Origin of the sequence: Bacillus sp. JCM 19034 (assembly GCF_001310635.1) — a bacterium.
Taxonomy (GTDB): domain Bacteria; phylum Bacillota; class Bacilli; order Bacillales; family Bacillaceae_D; genus Halalkalibacter.
In genome coordinates this window covers 38,910-55,288 of record NZ_BAXR01000007.1, presented here as the reverse complement: position 1 = coordinate 55,288, position 16,379 = coordinate 38,910, and the positions used below count along the sequence as shown (strand labels likewise).

At 38.0% G+C, this 16,379-nt stretch carries 15 protein-coding genes and 1 pseudogene; all 16 read left to right on the top strand.

What is annotated here, in order from left to right:
• Positions 1–120 precede the first annotated feature (120 nt).
• Positions 121–471 carry a cytochrome c gene (locus JCM19034_RS12455; RefSeq protein ID WP_062050175.1) on the top strand — a complete coding sequence of 117 codons (351 nt, stop codon included), beginning with the start codon at positions 121–123 and terminating at the stop codon, positions 469–471.
• 488 nt (positions 472–959) lie between these two features.
• Positions 960–1,646, top strand: a complete 687-nt coding sequence (ftsE, locus tag JCM19034_RS12450; protein ID WP_062050173.1) for a cell division ATP-binding protein FtsE — start codon at positions 960–962, stop codon at positions 1,644–1,646.
• Positions 1,636–2,529: a permease-like cell division protein FtsX gene (gene ftsX, locus JCM19034_RS12445; RefSeq protein ID WP_062050171.1), complete on the top strand. Its 894-nt coding sequence runs from the start codon at positions 1,636–1,638 to the stop codon at positions 2,527–2,529. Before ftsE ends, ftsX begins: the two co-directional genes overlap by 11 nt.
• Before the next feature lie 18 nt (positions 2,530–2,547).
• Positions 2,548–2,760 (top strand): hypothetical protein, encoded by a 213-nt coding sequence (locus JCM19034_RS23250; protein WP_231686937.1) that lies wholly within the window; start codon positions 2,548–2,550, stop codon positions 2,758–2,760.
• A complete protein-coding gene (locus tag JCM19034_RS24130) occupies positions 2,723–3,922 on the top strand; it encodes a murein hydrolase activator EnvC (protein ID WP_269431699.1) in 1,200 nt (399 codons plus the stop codon). Before JCM19034_RS23250 ends, JCM19034_RS24130 begins: the two co-directional genes overlap by 38 nt.
• A 261-nt stretch (positions 3,923–4,183) precedes the next feature.
• On the top strand, positions 4,184–5,632 hold the full coding sequence (locus tag JCM19034_RS12435) for a S41 family peptidase (protein ID WP_062050169.1): 1,449 nt from the start codon (positions 4,184–4,186) through the stop codon (positions 5,630–5,632).
• Positions 5,633–5,954: 322 nt separating this feature from the next.
• On the top strand, positions 5,955–6,113 hold the full coding sequence (locus tag JCM19034_RS21810) for a hypothetical protein (protein WP_156323974.1): 159 nt from the start codon (positions 5,955–5,957) through the stop codon (positions 6,111–6,113).
• A 1-nt stretch (position 6,114) separates the two neighbouring features.
• Positions 6,115–7,137: a PDZ domain-containing protein gene (locus JCM19034_RS12430; RefSeq protein ID WP_062050168.1), complete on the top strand. Its 1,023-nt coding sequence runs from the start codon at positions 6,115–6,117 to the stop codon at positions 7,135–7,137.
• A gap of 136 nt (positions 7,138–7,273) precedes the next feature.
• Positions 7,274–8,071, top strand: a complete 798-nt coding sequence (locus JCM19034_RS12425; protein WP_062050166.1) for a glycerophosphodiester phosphodiesterase family protein — start codon at positions 7,274–7,276, stop codon at positions 8,069–8,071.
• 88 nt (positions 8,072–8,159) lie between these two features.
• The gene (locus JCM19034_RS12420; RefSeq protein ID WP_231686936.1) at positions 8,160–8,423 is read left to right on the top strand and encodes a DUF2198 family protein; all 264 of its coding nucleotides are present in this window, start codon (positions 8,160–8,162) and stop codon (positions 8,421–8,423) included.
• Positions 8,424–8,553: 130 nt separating this feature from the next.
• A pseudogene (gene uvrB, locus JCM19034_RS12415) lies at positions 8,554–10,528 on the top strand (excinuclease ABC subunit UvrB).
• 6 nt (positions 10,529–10,534) lie between these two features.
• Positions 10,535–13,396, top strand: coding sequence for an excinuclease ABC subunit UvrA (gene uvrA, locus JCM19034_RS12410; RefSeq protein WP_062050164.1), 2,862 nt, complete (start codon positions 10,535–10,537; stop codon positions 13,394–13,396).
• 101 nt (positions 13,397–13,497) lie between these two features.
• A complete protein-coding gene (locus JCM19034_RS12405) occupies positions 13,498–14,601 on the top strand; it encodes a DUF4097 domain-containing protein (RefSeq protein WP_062050162.1) in 1,104 nt (367 codons plus the stop codon).
• Between the two features lie 15 nt (positions 14,602–14,616).
• Positions 14,617–14,823 carry a PspC domain-containing protein gene (locus JCM19034_RS12400; protein WP_062050160.1) on the top strand — a complete coding sequence of 69 codons (207 nt, stop codon included), beginning with the start codon at positions 14,617–14,619 and terminating at the stop codon, positions 14,821–14,823.
• A 6-nt stretch (positions 14,824–14,829) separates the two neighbouring features.
• Positions 14,830–15,180, top strand: coding sequence for a phage holin family protein (locus JCM19034_RS12395; RefSeq protein ID WP_062050303.1), 351 nt, complete (start codon positions 14,830–14,832; stop codon positions 15,178–15,180).
• Positions 15,181–15,429: 249 nt separating this feature from the next.
• Positions 15,430–16,368: an HPr(Ser) kinase/phosphatase gene (hprK, locus tag JCM19034_RS12390; protein WP_062050158.1), complete on the top strand. Its 939-nt coding sequence runs from the start codon at positions 15,430–15,432 to the stop codon at positions 16,366–16,368.
• Positions 16,369–16,379: the final 11 nt, after the last annotated feature.

Genomic DNA, 16,379 nt, shown 5'->3' with positions numbered 1-16,379 from the left:
CGTGATAGATCTTTCCGTATAAATCAAAACAATTAATGACTTTCTTATGAAAAAATTGTGACGTGTAATGAAAAGGGAAACGTTTAGGCTATACTACATACTGAAGGAAGGAGTGATAAAATGAAAAAGTTCTTAACAGCAATCGGCTTTATGCTCGTAGCAACGTTAGCAGCGTGCGGAGCTGGTGGCGATGAAGCACCTATTGAAGATGAGCCAATAGAAGAAGCACCAGCAGAGGAAACAGCCTCAGGGGATATTGATGCTGCAGCAGCGGAAGAAATTTATAATCGTAGTTGCATTGGCTGTCATGGGCAGAACCTGCAAGGAGGAGGGGGACCGAATTTAATCGATATCGATCTTTCTGTAGACGAGATTGTCCATGTTTTGGAGCATGGGCAAAATACGATGCCACCTCAAGGCTTAGAGCAAGACGAGGCAGAAAATTTAGCTAGATGGATTCTTGAACAATAATGTATAGAAGAATGAGTATTTTTGAACATTTATGTCAAAAGTACTCATTTTTTGTCGATATAAAAGAAAATGGTGCTCATGTAGGGTGTCAAAAGAACGTCAATTTAAAGGGGAGGGACTGGTTAATGATGGAAAATAAAAAATCTGAAATAAAAATGTAACATAAATTTAGACACTATTTTTGCTGATTGATGGTATAATTATTTCAGTATCCGACATAATCTGTGTTGGTCTATAATCATTCAACACCTTTTAACGTTAAAACAGGTGTTTTTCTACGGGTTTAGTATTTTCATAGAGAGATGTTAGCTGGTTCGAGAAGAGCACAGTCTAAACTCGTTACGCTAAATGTGAGAGACTTCAATTGTCGCGATATGGAAAAGAACTTAAACATACTGTGCTACTAAGAAAGACGCAAAGCGCCTTTCAAATAGACAAGCCAGACATAACAACAAGAGAAAGCTATTCAGAAACAAGGAAGTGATAAAGTGATCGAAATGAAAGACGTCTGGAAGTCTTACCCGAATAATGTCAGGGCTATTAATGGGATTAATTTACATATTAAAAAAGGTGAATTTGTTTATGTAGTTGGCCCAAGTGGTGCTGGTAAGTCAACGTTTATTAAGATGATTTATCGTGAGGAATCACCATCTAAAGGTGAAATTCTTATAGATGGTGTTAACATAAGTAAACTTAAACATAAGCAAATCCCACATCTAAGACGAAAGATAGGTGTCGTCTTTCAAGATTTTAAATTGTTACCATCATTAACTGTTTTTGAAAATGTTGCATTTGCACTAGAAGTGATAGAGGAAAGCCCCTCGGTAATAAAAAGGCGTGTAATGGATGTGCTAGATGTTGTTAAATTAAAAAACAATGCTAGGTTTCTTCCAGGCGAGCTTTCTGGAGGAGAACAGCAACGTGTAGCGATAGCACGAGCGATTGTAAACGATCCAGAAGTTCTTATTGCGGACGAGCCTACAGGGAACCTGGACCCAGATACTTCCTGGGGCATCATGGACACCTTAGATGAAATCAATCATAGTGGAACAACCGTTATTATGGCTACACATAATAAAGAGATCGTCAATACGATTAAAAAACGAGTAATCGCTATTGAAAATGGACGAGTTGTTCGTGATGAAGTGAGGGGGAACTACGGTTATGAAGGCTAGAACCGTTGGACGCCACTTACGTGAAGGCTCAAAAAGTCTCATTCGCAATGGCTGGATGACATTTGCTTCAATTAGTGCTGTTGCAATCATGCTTTTTATCGTCGGTGTGTTCCTTTTGCTTATTATGAACGTTAATCATATCGCGTCAGGTGTTGAAGATGATGTTGAAATTAGAGTATTTATTGAACTTACCGCATCTGAAGAGCAGCAAGAAGAATTGTTGGCAGACATTGAAGAAATTCGTGATATTGAAAGCGTCGTGTACGTTGACCGTGAGGAAGGCCTCGAGCAGTTTATTGATAGCCTTGATGAAGCAGGGAAAATTTTTGAATCGATGCGAGGCGATGAGAATCCATTAAATGATGTATTTATTGTACGTGCTGTTGAACCACATTTAACGGAACATGTTGCAAATCAAATTGATGAGCTTACGTACGTCGAGAATGTTGATTTTGGTAAGGAAACGGTCGATCGGTTATTTGCGATTACAAATTTAGTACGTACCGTTGGTATTGTGCTTGTACTCGGAATGATGTTTACGGCTATGTTTTTAATAGCTAATACGATTAAAATTACGATTGTTGCCCGTAAACGAGAAATCCAAATTATGAAGCTAGTAGGAGCAACAAATGGATTTATTCGCTGGCCTTTCTTTGTGGAAGGGGTCTTACTAGGAGTTATTGGAGCAATCATTCCAATTGCATTAATTGGAGTGGGTTATTACTACTTAGTTGAGCAATTTGGTGGACAAGTTGAATTGTTATTTTCTCTTTTGCCAGTTTTTCCGATTGTTTGGCAAATTGGGTTGTTACTCCTGTTGATCGGAGTGTTTATAGGAATTTGGGGTAGTATGATGTCAGTTCGAAAATTCTTAAAAGTTTAATTAGGAGGAGCAATTGGGATGAGGAGAAAATTAGGTTTTATTGGTTTAGCGATTTTAATTGCAGCAAGTTCAAATAGTTTTGGTTTTATATCTGAAAAAGCATTTGCTAATAGTGAATTGCGTGATCAAATTTCTGAAGTAGAAAAGGAACGTCAGGAAACTCAAAAAGAAGCTAAAAAGACTAAAGAAGAAATTGAACAAAATAGAAGAAGAAATGCAAGAATTAAATAGTGAGATTGAACGTATTGATCATGAAACGGCTGAAACGAATCAAAAAATTCGTGAAAAACGTGCAGAAATTGAAGACGTCCAAGAAGAAATTGAACGTCTTCAAGAAGAAATTGAAATATTAGAAGAACGGATTGCAGAAAGAGACGAGTTACTGCGCGAGCGTGCAAAAACGATGTACCAATCTGGTGGAAGCGTGAATTACTTAGAAGTTATTCTCGGCTCACAATCGTTTAGTGATTTTCTAAGCCGAGTCAATGCAGTAACATTAATTGCTCAACAAGACCGCAATATTCTCGACGCACATATTGCTGATCACGAACAGCTAGAAGAGGCCAAGGCTGAAGTAGAAGAACAACTTATGAAGCTAGAAGCTCATTTAGATGAATTAGAAACGTTAATGGCTCAATTAGAGGAACAGCGTGAAGAGAAAGATGCATTAATGAATCAACTTCAACAAAAAGAAGAGGAGCTACATACAGACCTTGGAGAATTAGAAAACGCCGATGAGATTTTAAAGGCACAGGAAGAAGCATTGAAGCAAGAACTAGCAGCTTATGAAGAACGTAAACGTCAAGAAGAAGAAGAGCGTAAGCGTCAAGAAGAGGAACGTAAGCGTCAAGAAGAAGCTGCTGCAGCGAGTTCAAACTCAAGTTCATCAGGTTCATCAAGCTCATCAGGATCTTCAAATTCATCTTCATCACAACCATCTAGAAGTGGTCAAACACATTCCACGCCAGAAGTTGTCGATTCAGGCTTTATGCGTCCTGCAACTGGAAGAATTACGTCAGGATATGGGTATCGAAGCTTTAACGGAGGTAGTTTCCACCATGGTATTGATATCGGTAAAAACGGGCGATCGGGTGATGTACCAATCGTAGCAGTAGAAGAGGGAACTGTTGTTGATTCATATTATTCTTCGAGCTATGGTAATGTCATTTTAATTGCTCACTATGTAAATGGTGATTTGATTACAACTTTATATGCTCACCTTGAAAATCGTGAGGTAAGTAAGGGAGATCGAGTTTCAAAAGGTCAGCAAATCGGCTTAATGGGTAATACAGGTCGTTCGTTTGGTGCACATTTACACTTTGAAGTTCACAAAGGCGGTTGGAACGGGTCGAAGTCAAATTCTGTTGATCCAATGAAATATATACCGAATTAAAGGTTTTCTTAAAACATTGAGGGCCACTGGAAGGGGAAATTCCCTTTTTCAGTGGTCTTTATCACTATTTTGTCTTAGGAACTACCTTTTGACTTTGACTCTTTGTTTGTCTACAATGACATTTAGTAAGGTGTGGAATCATATCTTGTCTACATAGGGCATAAATTATGTTCATATAACAAAGCGGAATGTCCGTATAGTAAATAAATGAAAAGTAAATTCTCTCTAGTTTTTTTACAATATCTTAGGAGTGGTTCATGAATGAATAAAAGGCAAATAATCTTGATTTTGGCTGTAGTTATCGGATTAGGGGTTTACATCGTTTTCCTTCAGCCTAATCAAACTTCTGTAAGTACACCTGATCTAGAAGAACAAGTAGAAGAGATTGCTTCTGGAAATCAAGAGTTTTTAGAAAAGTTCGAAGCCGCTCGCTTAATAATTGAAGAACATTATGTTGACGAAATCGACGAAGATGAGCTCATGCAAGGTGCTATTGCTGGTATGCTAGAAGCTTTAGATGATCCGTACTCTGTTTATATGGACGAAGAGGAAGCGAGTCAATTTTCAGAATCGCTAGGATCTCACTTTGAAGGGATTGGAGCAGAAGTGATGATGTCAGATGGCCATGTCACGATTGTAACACCGATGAGAGACTCTCCAGCGGAGCGAGCTGGTTTATTGCCTAACGACAAAATTTTAGAAATAGATGGGGAGTCGGTTGAGGGCTTATCATTGCAAGAAGCAGTTATGCAAATTCGTGGAGAAAAAGGAACAACTGTTGAATTAACAATTGAACGAGAAACAGCAAATGATCAAATAAAAATACCAGTTGTTCGTGATGAAATTCCAATTGAAAATGTTCGTCATGAAGTAATTGAAAGAGATGGTCAATCACTCGGGTTAATTGAAATTATCTCATTTTCAATTGATACAGCAGAACGCTTTGAAGAAGCACTTAATGATTTGGAAGCCGATTCAATCGATGGATTAATTATTGATGTTCGTGGAAATCCAGGAGGTTATTTAGACCAAGTTGAGGAGATAGGGAAACTAATTATTCCTCATCAGAAGCCAATCGTACAGACAGAAAGTCGTTCAGGTGAACGGATGCGCTTTTTATCGTCATTAGATGAACCAAAGCCATATCCAATTGTCGGAATCACAGATCGTGCCTCAGCTTCAGCTTCAGAAATCTTGGCAGCCGCTTTAATTGAAGCTGGAGAATATGATGTTGTTGGGGAAACGACGTTTGGTAAAGGGACGGTTCAACAAACGATTCCATTAGGAGATGGAAGTCAATTAAAGCTGTCAGTATTTAAATGGCTTACGTCTGCTGGAAACGACATTAATGGAAAAGGAGTAGAACCGACCATTGAGGTCATGCAGCCTGATTATTTCTATACAATACCAGTTTCGGTTGAAGAGGAACCATTAGCTGAAGATATGTTAAGTGAGCAAATTCGTAGTGCTCAATTGATGTTAGAAGGCCTTGGATATGAACCGGGCCGTGAAGATGGGTATTATAGTGCAGAGACAGTTGAAGCAGTACGGTCATTTCAGGCAGATTATGATTTAGACGTTACAGGTGAAATTGATCAAGAAACAGCGTCAATGCTTCACGAAGAGATAGTAGAATCAGTTCGAGAGCGAGAAAACGATCATCAGCTTAATAAAGCGATTGAAGTATTAATTGAACAAATTAATGAATAGAGGTAAGTAAACTCGTTAGTTGCTGAAAGAAAAAGGAATAGGGCTTACCGTTGTCGAATGTAGAAGGTAGTGGATGGGGGATGCCCTGTTTACTACCTCTTTTTATGCTTAATGTTGGAGGGAAATGATCTATCTCCACAAAACCTTAAATAGAATATCATCTTCCTTTAGTGATTTAGGGAGTAAGTATTACATACGTAAGCTGCTTCGGGGTAGGGTCGTGATGTACTATCAAACGATCATAACGTCTCCGCACGACGCTTTTCAGAAAGTGATGTAACGTTTTTTCTTATTTAACTTATTATTGAAGGAGTAAGTGCAAATGATTATTGACATCATACAAACAATTGGAATATTTCTAGCTTATTTCTTTGCCAATCCGCTATTATATATTGGTCTATTAATGATCCTTTTTATATCGTTCTTTCGTGTGAAAGCTGAACGACAATCGTTTCATACCCGTGTATATGGAAAACGCTGATTTGTTAATTCAGTTTTTTCCTGCACTATTGATGGGTCTGTACATATCAATTATAACTATTTTACTTGGAATTACATTTTCAAATAATTGGTTTTTACTCGTCAGTGCTCTATATTTCCTTTTTGTGTTAACTCTACGGACGCGATTTGTATCACCAACTTACGTGCTAGGTCTAGTCGTACTGCTTTATTTTATCGCCCCAATTTTAAGAGAATATGAATGGTTTAGCCTAGTGGATGTAGTTCTTCAACAAATGGATATTAGAGCGGTTTCGCTGTTACTCGCATTATCTTTAATTGTAGAAGGCTGTTTAATTCGTTTAAATGGTCCTGTTTATACGTCTCCACGATTAGAAAAGAGTAAACGGGGGAAATGGGTTGGGTATCATGAAGCAAATCGATTATGGATTTTGCCTGTAATAGCTTTTGTTCCTGCTGGAATTATTCCAACTTTTGAATACTGGCCTGTCTTTTCTGTAAATGAAATTTCCTTGCAGCCAGTTTTATTTCCATTATTAATCGGCTTCCAGCTCCAAGTACGGGGGAGCCATCCAACAAATGCAATACGTCGATATGGTCAATCTATTTTGCTGGTAGGTTTAGCTGCTATTCTTTTAGTCATTGCTATTTATTATGTTCCATGGCTTGCAATTATTTTAGCAATTGGCACTGTTATCGCACGTGAAGTCCTAACATTTATGCATAAAAAACGCGATGAAGTTCAATCTCCTTATTTTTCTTCCAGTCCAAAAGGCTGCGTAATTGTAGGAGTATTGCCGGGGAGTCCAGCAGAAAAGATGAAGCTTACTGTTGGAGAAACGATTCAAAAAGTAAATGGAATGCATGTATCAAATGAACATGAATTTTATGAACGACTGCAATTAAATAGTGCTTTTTGTAAATTAGAAGTGCTTGATTTTGATGGTGAAGTCCGCTTTGCACAAACGCCACTATACGATGGGCAACATCACCAAATAGGTATTTTGTTCGTAAAAGAAGAGCATGTGTGGCAAGATACCATTTAATTGTAAAGATCTAAACCATTGTGGAGAAGGAATTTCCTCCACAATGGTTTTTTTCAATTGCTGAATCAAGTGAATAGAGACTGTGCTGTATGAAATGTACTCATCTAGTAAACATTGATATAGAAGGGGGAATTTCATGGTACGTTCTATTAAGTGTACAATCGTCGCATTATTAATAGTACTTTCATTTGAACAGAGTCAAGCTGCTTCACACGTATCGTTTTTTGCTCATCGCGGTGCTTCTACGTTTGCACCAGAAAATACAATAGAAGCATTTCAACAGGCCCTTGAGCACGGCACTGACTATATTGAATTAGATGTTCAATTAACGAAAGACGAGCAGCTCGTAGTGATTCATGATGAAACAGTTGATCGGACGACAAATGGAGTTGGTAATGTAAACGACTATACTCTTGCAGAATTAAAGGAACTAGATGCAGGTTCATGGTTCAATGAACGTTATGCTAACGAGAAGATACCTGCACTTAAAGAAATCTTTGAATTGTTTGGCAGTCAAGTTCATTATTGTATTGAGATTAAAGGGGATGCCCATTCATTAGATACAGTAACAAATTTACATCAAATGATAAAGGATTATCAATTATCCGATTATGTAATGATTCAATCATTTGATGAAAATATTCTTCGTCTTTTTCATAATCAACGTGTTCAATACCCACTCATTCAAATTATTAGTAGACCAAAAAACGGAGTAGGCAGCAAAAAGCAACTTGACCAAATTCTCGAGTATGCTGATGGTGTTTGTTTAAACGGGCGATATACAACAAACTCTTTTGTGAAACAAGCAAGAAAAAGAGGGCTTATGGTACATATATATACGCTCAATGAAAAGCAAGAGATTGAAAGATGGATGAACGCAGGAGCTACTGGTATTATTACAGATAATCCGAGATTGATGTCATATTTTAAATGAAGGAATCCTTTTCCCTAGAGGTTTAATGAAGAAAGCTCTATAATAATAAAGGTGAAAGAAGTTAAAGAGAGAAAGAGGAGTAAACACTTTGGACGTTTTTCTAGCATTAGTTGTCCCATTAGTTGTAATGGTTATTGTGACACGTGTAACCTTTAGTTTAATTGGGGCATCAATTGTAACTGCTATGCTATTATTTGTAATGGGAACTCATGAGCAACCAGTTTGGATTATATTGCTTACTGTTAGTTCGTTTTATGCTGGTTTTCTTGTTGCCAAAAAAAAGTTAAAGCAAAAAGCAAGGGATGTAAAGAGTATCCACATAGTATGTAGGATACTCTTTTTTGTCAGATAAAAGTAATTCATTTTCTTTTGCATATGAAGAACGCCTGTTCTATAATGGTGAGGTATAGTAACTTAAAAATCGGTTCAATAAAGATAAAATGGAAAAGATGATTGTGATGCTCGGAAGGAGGAAGTTCGATATGAGTCAATCATTTGAATTAGTTTCACCTTATCAGCTGAAGGTGATCAGCCTCAGGCAATTGAGAAAATTGTCGCTGGAATTAAACGTAATGAAAAGCATCAAACATTATTAGGGGCAACGGGAACAGGAAAGACGTTTACGATGTCTAATGTTATTCAACAAGTAAATAAACCAACGTTGGTGATGGCACATAATAAAACGTTAGCTGGTCAGCTTTATAGTGAGTTTAAAGAGTTTTTCCCGAACAATGCAGTCGAGTATTTTGTAAGTTATTATGATTATTATCAACCTGAAGCATATGTTCCAAGCTCAGATACGTATATCGAAAAGGATGCGAGTATAAATGATGAAATTGATAAGCTAAGACACTCTGCAACTAGTGCCTTATTTGAGCGTAATGATGTCATTATTATTGCCAGTGTATCTTGTATTTATGGTTTAGGTTCACCGGAAGAATATCGTGATTTAGTTGTTTCACTTCGCGTTGGTATGGAAATTGAGCGAAATGAATTGCTACGTCAGCTTGTGGATATTCAATATGATCGCAATGATATCAATTTTATTCGCGGAACATTTCGCGTTAGAGGAGATGTTGTAGAAATTTTTCCAGCATCTAGAGATGAACAATGTATACGTATTGAATTCTTCGGTGATGAAATCGATCGAATTACAGAAGTGGACGGTTTAACAGGCGAAATAAAAGGGGAGAGAACTCATGTAGCCATTTTCCCAGCTTCTCACTTTGTTACGCGTGAAGAGAAGATGAAGAAAGCAATAGCTAATATTGAAATTGAATTAAAAGAGCAGCTTGATTTATTACAGAAAGAAGGGAAGCTTTTAGAAGCACAGCGCCTAGAACAACGCACTCGTTACGATATTGAGATGATGAGTGAGATGGGGTTTTGTTCTGGAATTGAAAACTATTCCCGTCATTTAACGTTACGTGAAGCTGGAGCAACCCCGTATACGTTGTTAGATTTCTTTCCTGATGATTTCTTGTTAATTATTGATGAATCACATGTGACATTGCCACAAGTTCGCGGAATGTACAATGGTGACCGAGCACGTAAAGAGGTGTTAGTGAACCATGCTTCCGCCTTCCGTCTGCACTTGATAACCGCCCGCTGAAATTTGAGGAATTTGAAAAGAAAGTACATCAAGCCGTCTATGTGTCGGCAACTCCAGGCCCTTATGAAATAGAGCATACACCTGAAATGGTCGAGCAAATTATTCGTCCTACAGGTTTGCTTGATCCAACGATTGATGTACGACCAATTGAAGGTCAGATTGATGATTTGATTGGTGAAATCCATGAACGCGTCAATAGCAACGAACGAGTACTCATCACGACATTGACGAAGAAAATGTCAGAGGATTTAACTGACTATTTAAAGGAAATCGGCATTCGAGTTCGGTACTTACATTCAGAAATAAAAACACTTGAACGAATTGAGATCATTCGACAGCTACGGAAGGGAACGTTCGATGTATTAGTTGGAATTAACTTATTGCGTGAAGGACTTGATATTCCTGAAGTTTCTTTAGTAGCGATTCTTGATGCAGATAAGGAAGGGTTCTTACGGTCAGAACGATCACTTATTCAAACAATTGGACGTGCGGCTAGAAACGCTAACGGTCACGTTATCATGTATGCCGATAAGATTACACACTCGATGAAATTGGCCCTTGATGAAACGAAACGTCGTCGTACAATGCAAGAGGAACATAATAAACAATATGGAATTACACCGAAAACAATCCAGAAGAAAATCCCTGAAGTAATTCAAGCTACGAATGTTGCAGAATCAACTGATGAAAATTATAGTGCACCGAAAACGAAACTTAATAAGAAGGAAAAAGCAGCGATGCTTGAACGTATGGAACAAGAAATGAAACATGCCGCACGTGAGCTAAACTTTGAACGTGCAGCGGAGCTTCGTGATCTAATATTAGAATTAAAGGCAGAAGGGTGATGTGTAGTGGCTTTAGAGGAAATCGTTGTTAAAGGTGCACGTTCACACAATTTGAAAAATATAGACGTTACAATTCCACGCGATAAACTTGTTGTCTTAACCGGGTTATCTGGTTCAGGTAAGTCATCATTAGCATTTGATACAATTTATGCTGAAGGACAAAGACGGTATGTCGAATCGCTATCGGCTTATGCTCGGCAATTTTTAGGACAAATGGATAAGCCTGATGTTGACGCAATTGAAGGATTGTCTCCTGCGATATCAATTGATCAAAAGACAACAAGCCGTAACCCACGTTCAACAGTTGGAACGGTTACTGAAATTTTTGACTATTTGCGTTTGCTTTATGCTCGGATTGGTAAGCCAGTATGTCCAAAGCATGGGATTGAAATTACATCACAAACTATTCAACAAATGGTTGATCGTTTAAAAGAATACCCAGAACGTACGAAAATGCAAATACTTTCCCCACTAGTTTCAGGTCGAAAAGGATCCCATGCTAAAGTGTTTGAAGATATTAAAAAGCAAGGCTTTGTACGGATGCGGATTAATGGTGAGATGTATGAAGTCTCAGAAGATGTGAAGCTCGAAAAGAATAAAAAACATAACATTGAAGTCGTAATTGATCGGGTAGTCATGAAGGAAGGAATTGAAACAAGGTTAGCTGATTCTATTGAAACAGCCCTTTCATTAGCGGATGGCCGGGTACTTGTTGATGTTATTGGTGAGGAAGAATTATTATTCAGCCAACATCACGCTTGTCCTGAGTGTGGTTTTTCGATACCGGAGCTAGAGCCTCGAATGTTTTCGTTCAATAGTCCATATGGTGCTTGTCCAACTTGTGATGGTTTGGGTTCTAAATTAGAGGTTGATATGGATCTCGTTATACCTGATCGTTCGAAATCATTACGAGAAGGGGCCATTGTTGCTTGGGAACCGACGAGTTCGCAATATTATCCGAAGCTTTTAGAAGCGGTTTGTACACATTATCAAGTTGATATGGATACACCTATTGATCAGCTTCCACAAGCTCAACTCGATAAAATATTATACGGAAGTGGTTCCGAACGTATCTATTTTCGTTATGAAAATGAGTTTGGACAAGTTCGGGAAAATGAGATTTTCTTTGAAGGTGTTATTCATAACATTAGTCGACGCTATCATGAAACAAGCTCAGATTATGTTCGTGAACAAATGGAAGCGTATATGGCACAGAAGAAATGCCCTACATGTAAAGGCTACAGGCTTAAAAAAGAAGCACGTGCTGTTTTTGTAGGTGGATCCCATCTCGGAGAAATAGCAGCATTATCGGTTAAGGATGCGAAAGTATTCTTTGAGGATTTGCAGTTAAGTGAAAAGGATTATGCGATTGCTCGTTTAATTTTAAAGGAAATCAATGATCGTTTAGGCTTTTTGATAAATGTAGGCTTAGATTATCTTTCCTTAGATCGTGCTGCAGGTACGTTATCCGGCGGAGAAGCACAGCGTATACGGCTGGCAACGCAAATTGGTTCATCGTTAATGGGTGTCCTCTATATATTAGATGAGCCTTCCATTGGTTTGCATCAGCGAGATAATGACCGCTTAATTCAAACGCTTGAGCATATGCGGAATTTAGGAAATACATTAATTGTTGTTGAGCATGATGAAGACACGATGCTTGCTGCTGATTACTTAATTGATATTGGTCCTGGTGCGGGGATACATGGCGGCCATATTACCGCTCAAGGTACTCCGAAAGAAATTATGGCGAACGAACAGTCGCTAACAGGACAATATTTGTCAGGCAAGAAGTTTATTGCAGTTCCTCATGAACGCCGAAAAAGTGAAGGGCGTTCCTTCACCGTGAAAAAAGCGAGTGAAAATAATTTAAAAAACGTAACTGTGACTTTTCCACTTGGTGTGTTTACAGCTGTTACGGGAGTTTCTGGGTCTGGTAAAAGTACGCTTATCAATGGTATTGTTCATAAGGCATTAGCACAGAAACTTCACCGGGCGAAAGAAAAGCCTGGTGCACATAAGGAAATAACAGGCTTAGAGGAAATTGATAAAGTAATAGATATCGACCAATCGCCAATTGGCAGAACTCCACGATCAAATCCTGCGACATATACTGGTGTTTTTGATGATATTCGTGATGTGTACGCAATGACAAATGAAGCGAAAGTTAGAGGCTATAAAAAAGGTCGATTTAGCTTTAACGTGAAAGGTGGGCGTTGTGAAGCTTGTCGTGGAGATGGAATTATTAAAATCGAAATGCATTTCTTACCGGATGTGTATGTTCCTTGTGAAGTCTGTGAGGGAAAAAGGTATAATCGTGAAACACTAGAAATAACGTATAAAGGGAAGACAATTGCCGATGTCCTTGATATGACAGTAGAAGAAAGCTTAGTCTTTTTTGAGAATATACCTAAAATCAATCGAAAAATTCAAACGCTGCTTGATGTTGGATTAGGGTATATTAAGCTAGGACAGGCTGCCACAACATTATCGGGTGGGGAAGCACAACGAGTGAAGCTAGCTTCTCAACTGCATAAACGTGCTACAGGTAAAACACTCTATATTCTTGATGAACCGACAACTGGTTTACATGTTGATGATATCGACCGCTTATTAAATGTCTTGCAACGACTTGTGGGAAATGGTGACACAGTCCTAGTAATTGAACATAATTTAGATGTTATTAAGACGGTAGATCATATTATAGACCTCGGTCCTGAAGGTGGGGATAAAGGTGGCCAAATTGTAGCAGAAGGAACACCAGAAGAGGTAGCTGAAGTAAAAGAGTCTTATACGGGGAAATATTTGAAACCTATCCTAGAACGAGATCGTAAAAGAATGGAAGAGAGAATTATGGAGAATGTGTAAAAGGTAAAACCCGAACATAAAGTCTTTTGGAAACGAAACGATTCGGGACGTTTTGCTAGATGCATGTATTTCTTACTAACTAGTTTTAGGAGGGATAGGTAATGGAAGAGCGTAAAATGATCTTGAAGATGATTGAGGATGGAAAGATTACTGCTGAAGAAGGTGTGAGGCTACTAGAGGTAATCGAGAAAAACGAGCATCATCAGGAGACAGACCATAAAGAAAAGCATCATGAAATCTCAACGAAGGTGAACTGGGATGAAGGCGACTCGTATAGAGAACGGGCTCGACATACAAGAACGTCAACTACGAATTTATTTACAACATTTATCGATAGTGCGATTCAAAAAATTAAAGATGTTGACCTTGATTTCAACTTCGGTTCTTCGTTTGATGTCGATCATATTTTTCAGCATCGCGATCACTCTCCAACAGCGATTGATGTTTCATTAGAAAATGGCTCGATAACGTTTAAACCATGGGATGAACAAGATATTCGTGTTGAATGTACTGCAAAAGTATATCGTGCCAAGGATTTAGAAGAGGCGCGTCGAATCTTCTTAGATGAATGCTCGTTCCGCCTATCTGACCAACGTATGCTATTCCATACGAAAACAAAATCAATGAAAGTACATGCGACGATTTATGTGCCAAAACAATCTTTCTCACATGTTAAGCTTTATACGTTTAACGGTCAAATTAATGGGGAAAAGATAAACGTCGATACGTTTGATGTGAATGCAATGAATGGATCGTTAAAGCTGACAGAAGTAAAAGCGAAAAAAGTCATTGCTGAAACGGTTAACGGTGCAATTGAATTAGTTCAAGCAAATGCAGAGCTTATTGATGTTAAGACATTAAATGGTGCGATTACAGTTGATGGGAACGTACAAGATTTAGATGCAGAATCGGTAAATGGTTCTATCACGTATGATGTTCAGGAACTAAGTGAATCTAGCTATGCTGATTTAAAAGCAGCTACAGGAAGCATTCATATTGCAGTTCCGAAAAGCCTGCGTATCGAAGGGAAACTCAAAACAAACGTTGGGGGTTTTTCTGTTAGTATGTATGATCATGATAAGTTGGAGGAAAAGAAAGAATTTGCTCAAAAACAGTTAACGTTTGTTGGGAATCAACAATCATCCCCTCGTATTAAAATAAATGCTCTAACAAATACTGGTTCTATTATCGTAAAAGATAAGTAAGCAGAGGTGTTAAAAATGACAAAAACAAAAAAATTATATCGTTCACAGTATGATCGTAAGCTAGCAGGTATTTGCGGAGGTCTCGCTGATTATTTTAATGTAGATGCAACGATTGTACGTATTATTATGGTTGTATTGTTTTTTATTTCTACTGGTTTTCCTTTATTGTTAGCGTACATTATCGGAACCTTTATTATTCCTAATGAAGAGGATGTGTCATAAAAAGTGATACGGTGGATAGTTGGGTTAATACTAAATGCCCTAGTTTTAATGGGAATTGCTTATCTATTTTCAGGTTTCGAAATAGCGAGCTTCGGAGCAGCTGTATTAGCAAGCTTACTATTATCAATTGTTAATATGATAGTACGTCCCATTTTAATTGTTTTAACACTACCGATAACGATCCTCTCTTTAGGTCTATTTCTATTTATTATAAGTGCCTTAACACTTATGCTTACAGCTTCGTTAATGGGAGACGCTTTTATCATTGATGGATTTTTCACAGCTGTTCTTGCAGCGATCCTGATCGCACTAGCTCAAACCGTTATTGTGAAGCCAATAAAGAAAAAAAGAAAATAATATAATGTTAAAGAGGGTACTGGAAAAGGTTCATTTCTTTTTCAGTACCCTCTAAACTATTATCACTTACATAAATTGAAACGATGATCAGAAGTATCAGCCATAGCGATAAGAGATTGAACATGCTAGAATGTAAAAAGAGTAGATGGAATAAAACGATGGCATAAATGTTAGTAAGTCTATAAGCTTGAAGCAAAATCGAGGCATTTGCTGACAACTTGACTAGAAACATAAAGGTGGGATTGCGTAATGGATAAGGTAACAATTAAAGATATTGTTGAAGAATTTAATTTAGAGATATTGGCCGGTGAAGAAGGGATTCATCGAAAAATTACAACAAGTGACCTATCACGCCCAGGAATTGAAATTGCTGGTTATTTTAATTTTTACCCTGTTAAACGGTTACAGTTACTCGGACGTACTGAGCTAACGTTTCTTGAACATATGGATTCTACAGTCAAGAAAGAGCGGATGGACAAGCTTTGTACATATGATACACCTGGTATTATCATCTCGCGTGGATTGGAACCACCTCAAGAGTTAATTGATGAAGCAGAAAAGGTTGGTATGCCCCTTCTTCGTTCGGCACTATCGACGACACGATTAAGTAGTACATTGACTACATATCTTGAAAGCTGCTTAGCTCCAACTACGGCTATTCACGGTGTATTGGTCGATATTTATGGTGTTGGTGTATTAATTACTGGTAACAGTGGCGTAGGTAAAAGTGAAGCTGCATTAGACCTTGTCCGTCGAGGCCATCGTTTAGTAGCAGATGATTCTGTGGAAATCCGTCAAAATACGGAAGGTACATTGATTGGAAGCTCTCCAGATTTAATTCAACATTTGTTGGAAATCCGTGGGCTAGGGATTATTAATGTCATGACACTATTTGGTGCAGGAGCTGTCAGACCGCATAAACGAATTGTTCTTTGTGTTAATCTAGAACTTTGGGATCAAAAGAAAGCCTATGACCGACTAGGATTAGATGAAGAAAAAATGAAAATAATTGATACAGAAATTACAAAATTAACGATTCCGGTTAGACCTGGACGAAACTTAGCGGTTATTATTGAAGTAGCTGCAATGAACTTCAGATTAAAGCGTTTAGGGTATGATGCAGCGAAGGAATTTACACAACGATTATCAAATGTCATTGAAGATGGAGAATATGACGATTTCAATTAAAGGGGAGTGAG

Excerpts from the sequence above, each read along its gene's own strand:
- JCM19034_RS12435 (WP_062050169.1), top strand. The coding sequence starts at position 4,184 with ATGAATAAAAGGCAAATAATCTTGATTTTGGCTGTAGTTATCGGATTA.
- hprK (WP_062050158.1), top strand. The coding sequence starts at position 15,430 with ATGGATAAGGTAACAATTAAAGATATTGTTGAAGAATTTAATTTAGAG.
- JCM19034_RS12400 (WP_062050160.1), top strand. The coding sequence starts at position 14,617 with ATGACAAAAACAAAAAAATTATATCGTTCACAGTATGATCGTAAGCTA.
- ftsX (WP_062050171.1), top strand. The coding sequence starts at position 1,636 with ATGAAGGCTAGAACCGTTGGACGCCACTTACGTGAAGGCTCAAAAAGT.
- JCM19034_RS12455 (WP_062050175.1), top strand. The coding sequence starts at position 121 with ATGAAAAAGTTCTTAACAGCAATCGGCTTTATGCTCGTAGCAACGTTA.
- JCM19034_RS12405 (WP_062050162.1), top strand. The coding sequence starts at position 13,498 with ATGGAAGAGCGTAAAATGATCTTGAAGATGATTGAGGATGGAAAGATT.
- JCM19034_RS23250 (WP_231686937.1), top strand. The coding sequence starts at position 2,548 with ATGAGGAGAAAATTAGGTTTTATTGGTTTAGCGATTTTAATTGCAGCA.
- JCM19034_RS21810 (WP_156323974.1), top strand. The coding sequence starts at position 5,955 with ATGATTATTGACATCATACAAACAATTGGAATATTTCTAGCTTATTTC.
- JCM19034_RS12425 (WP_062050166.1), top strand. The coding sequence starts at position 7,274 with ATGGTACGTTCTATTAAGTGTACAATCGTCGCATTATTAATAGTACTT.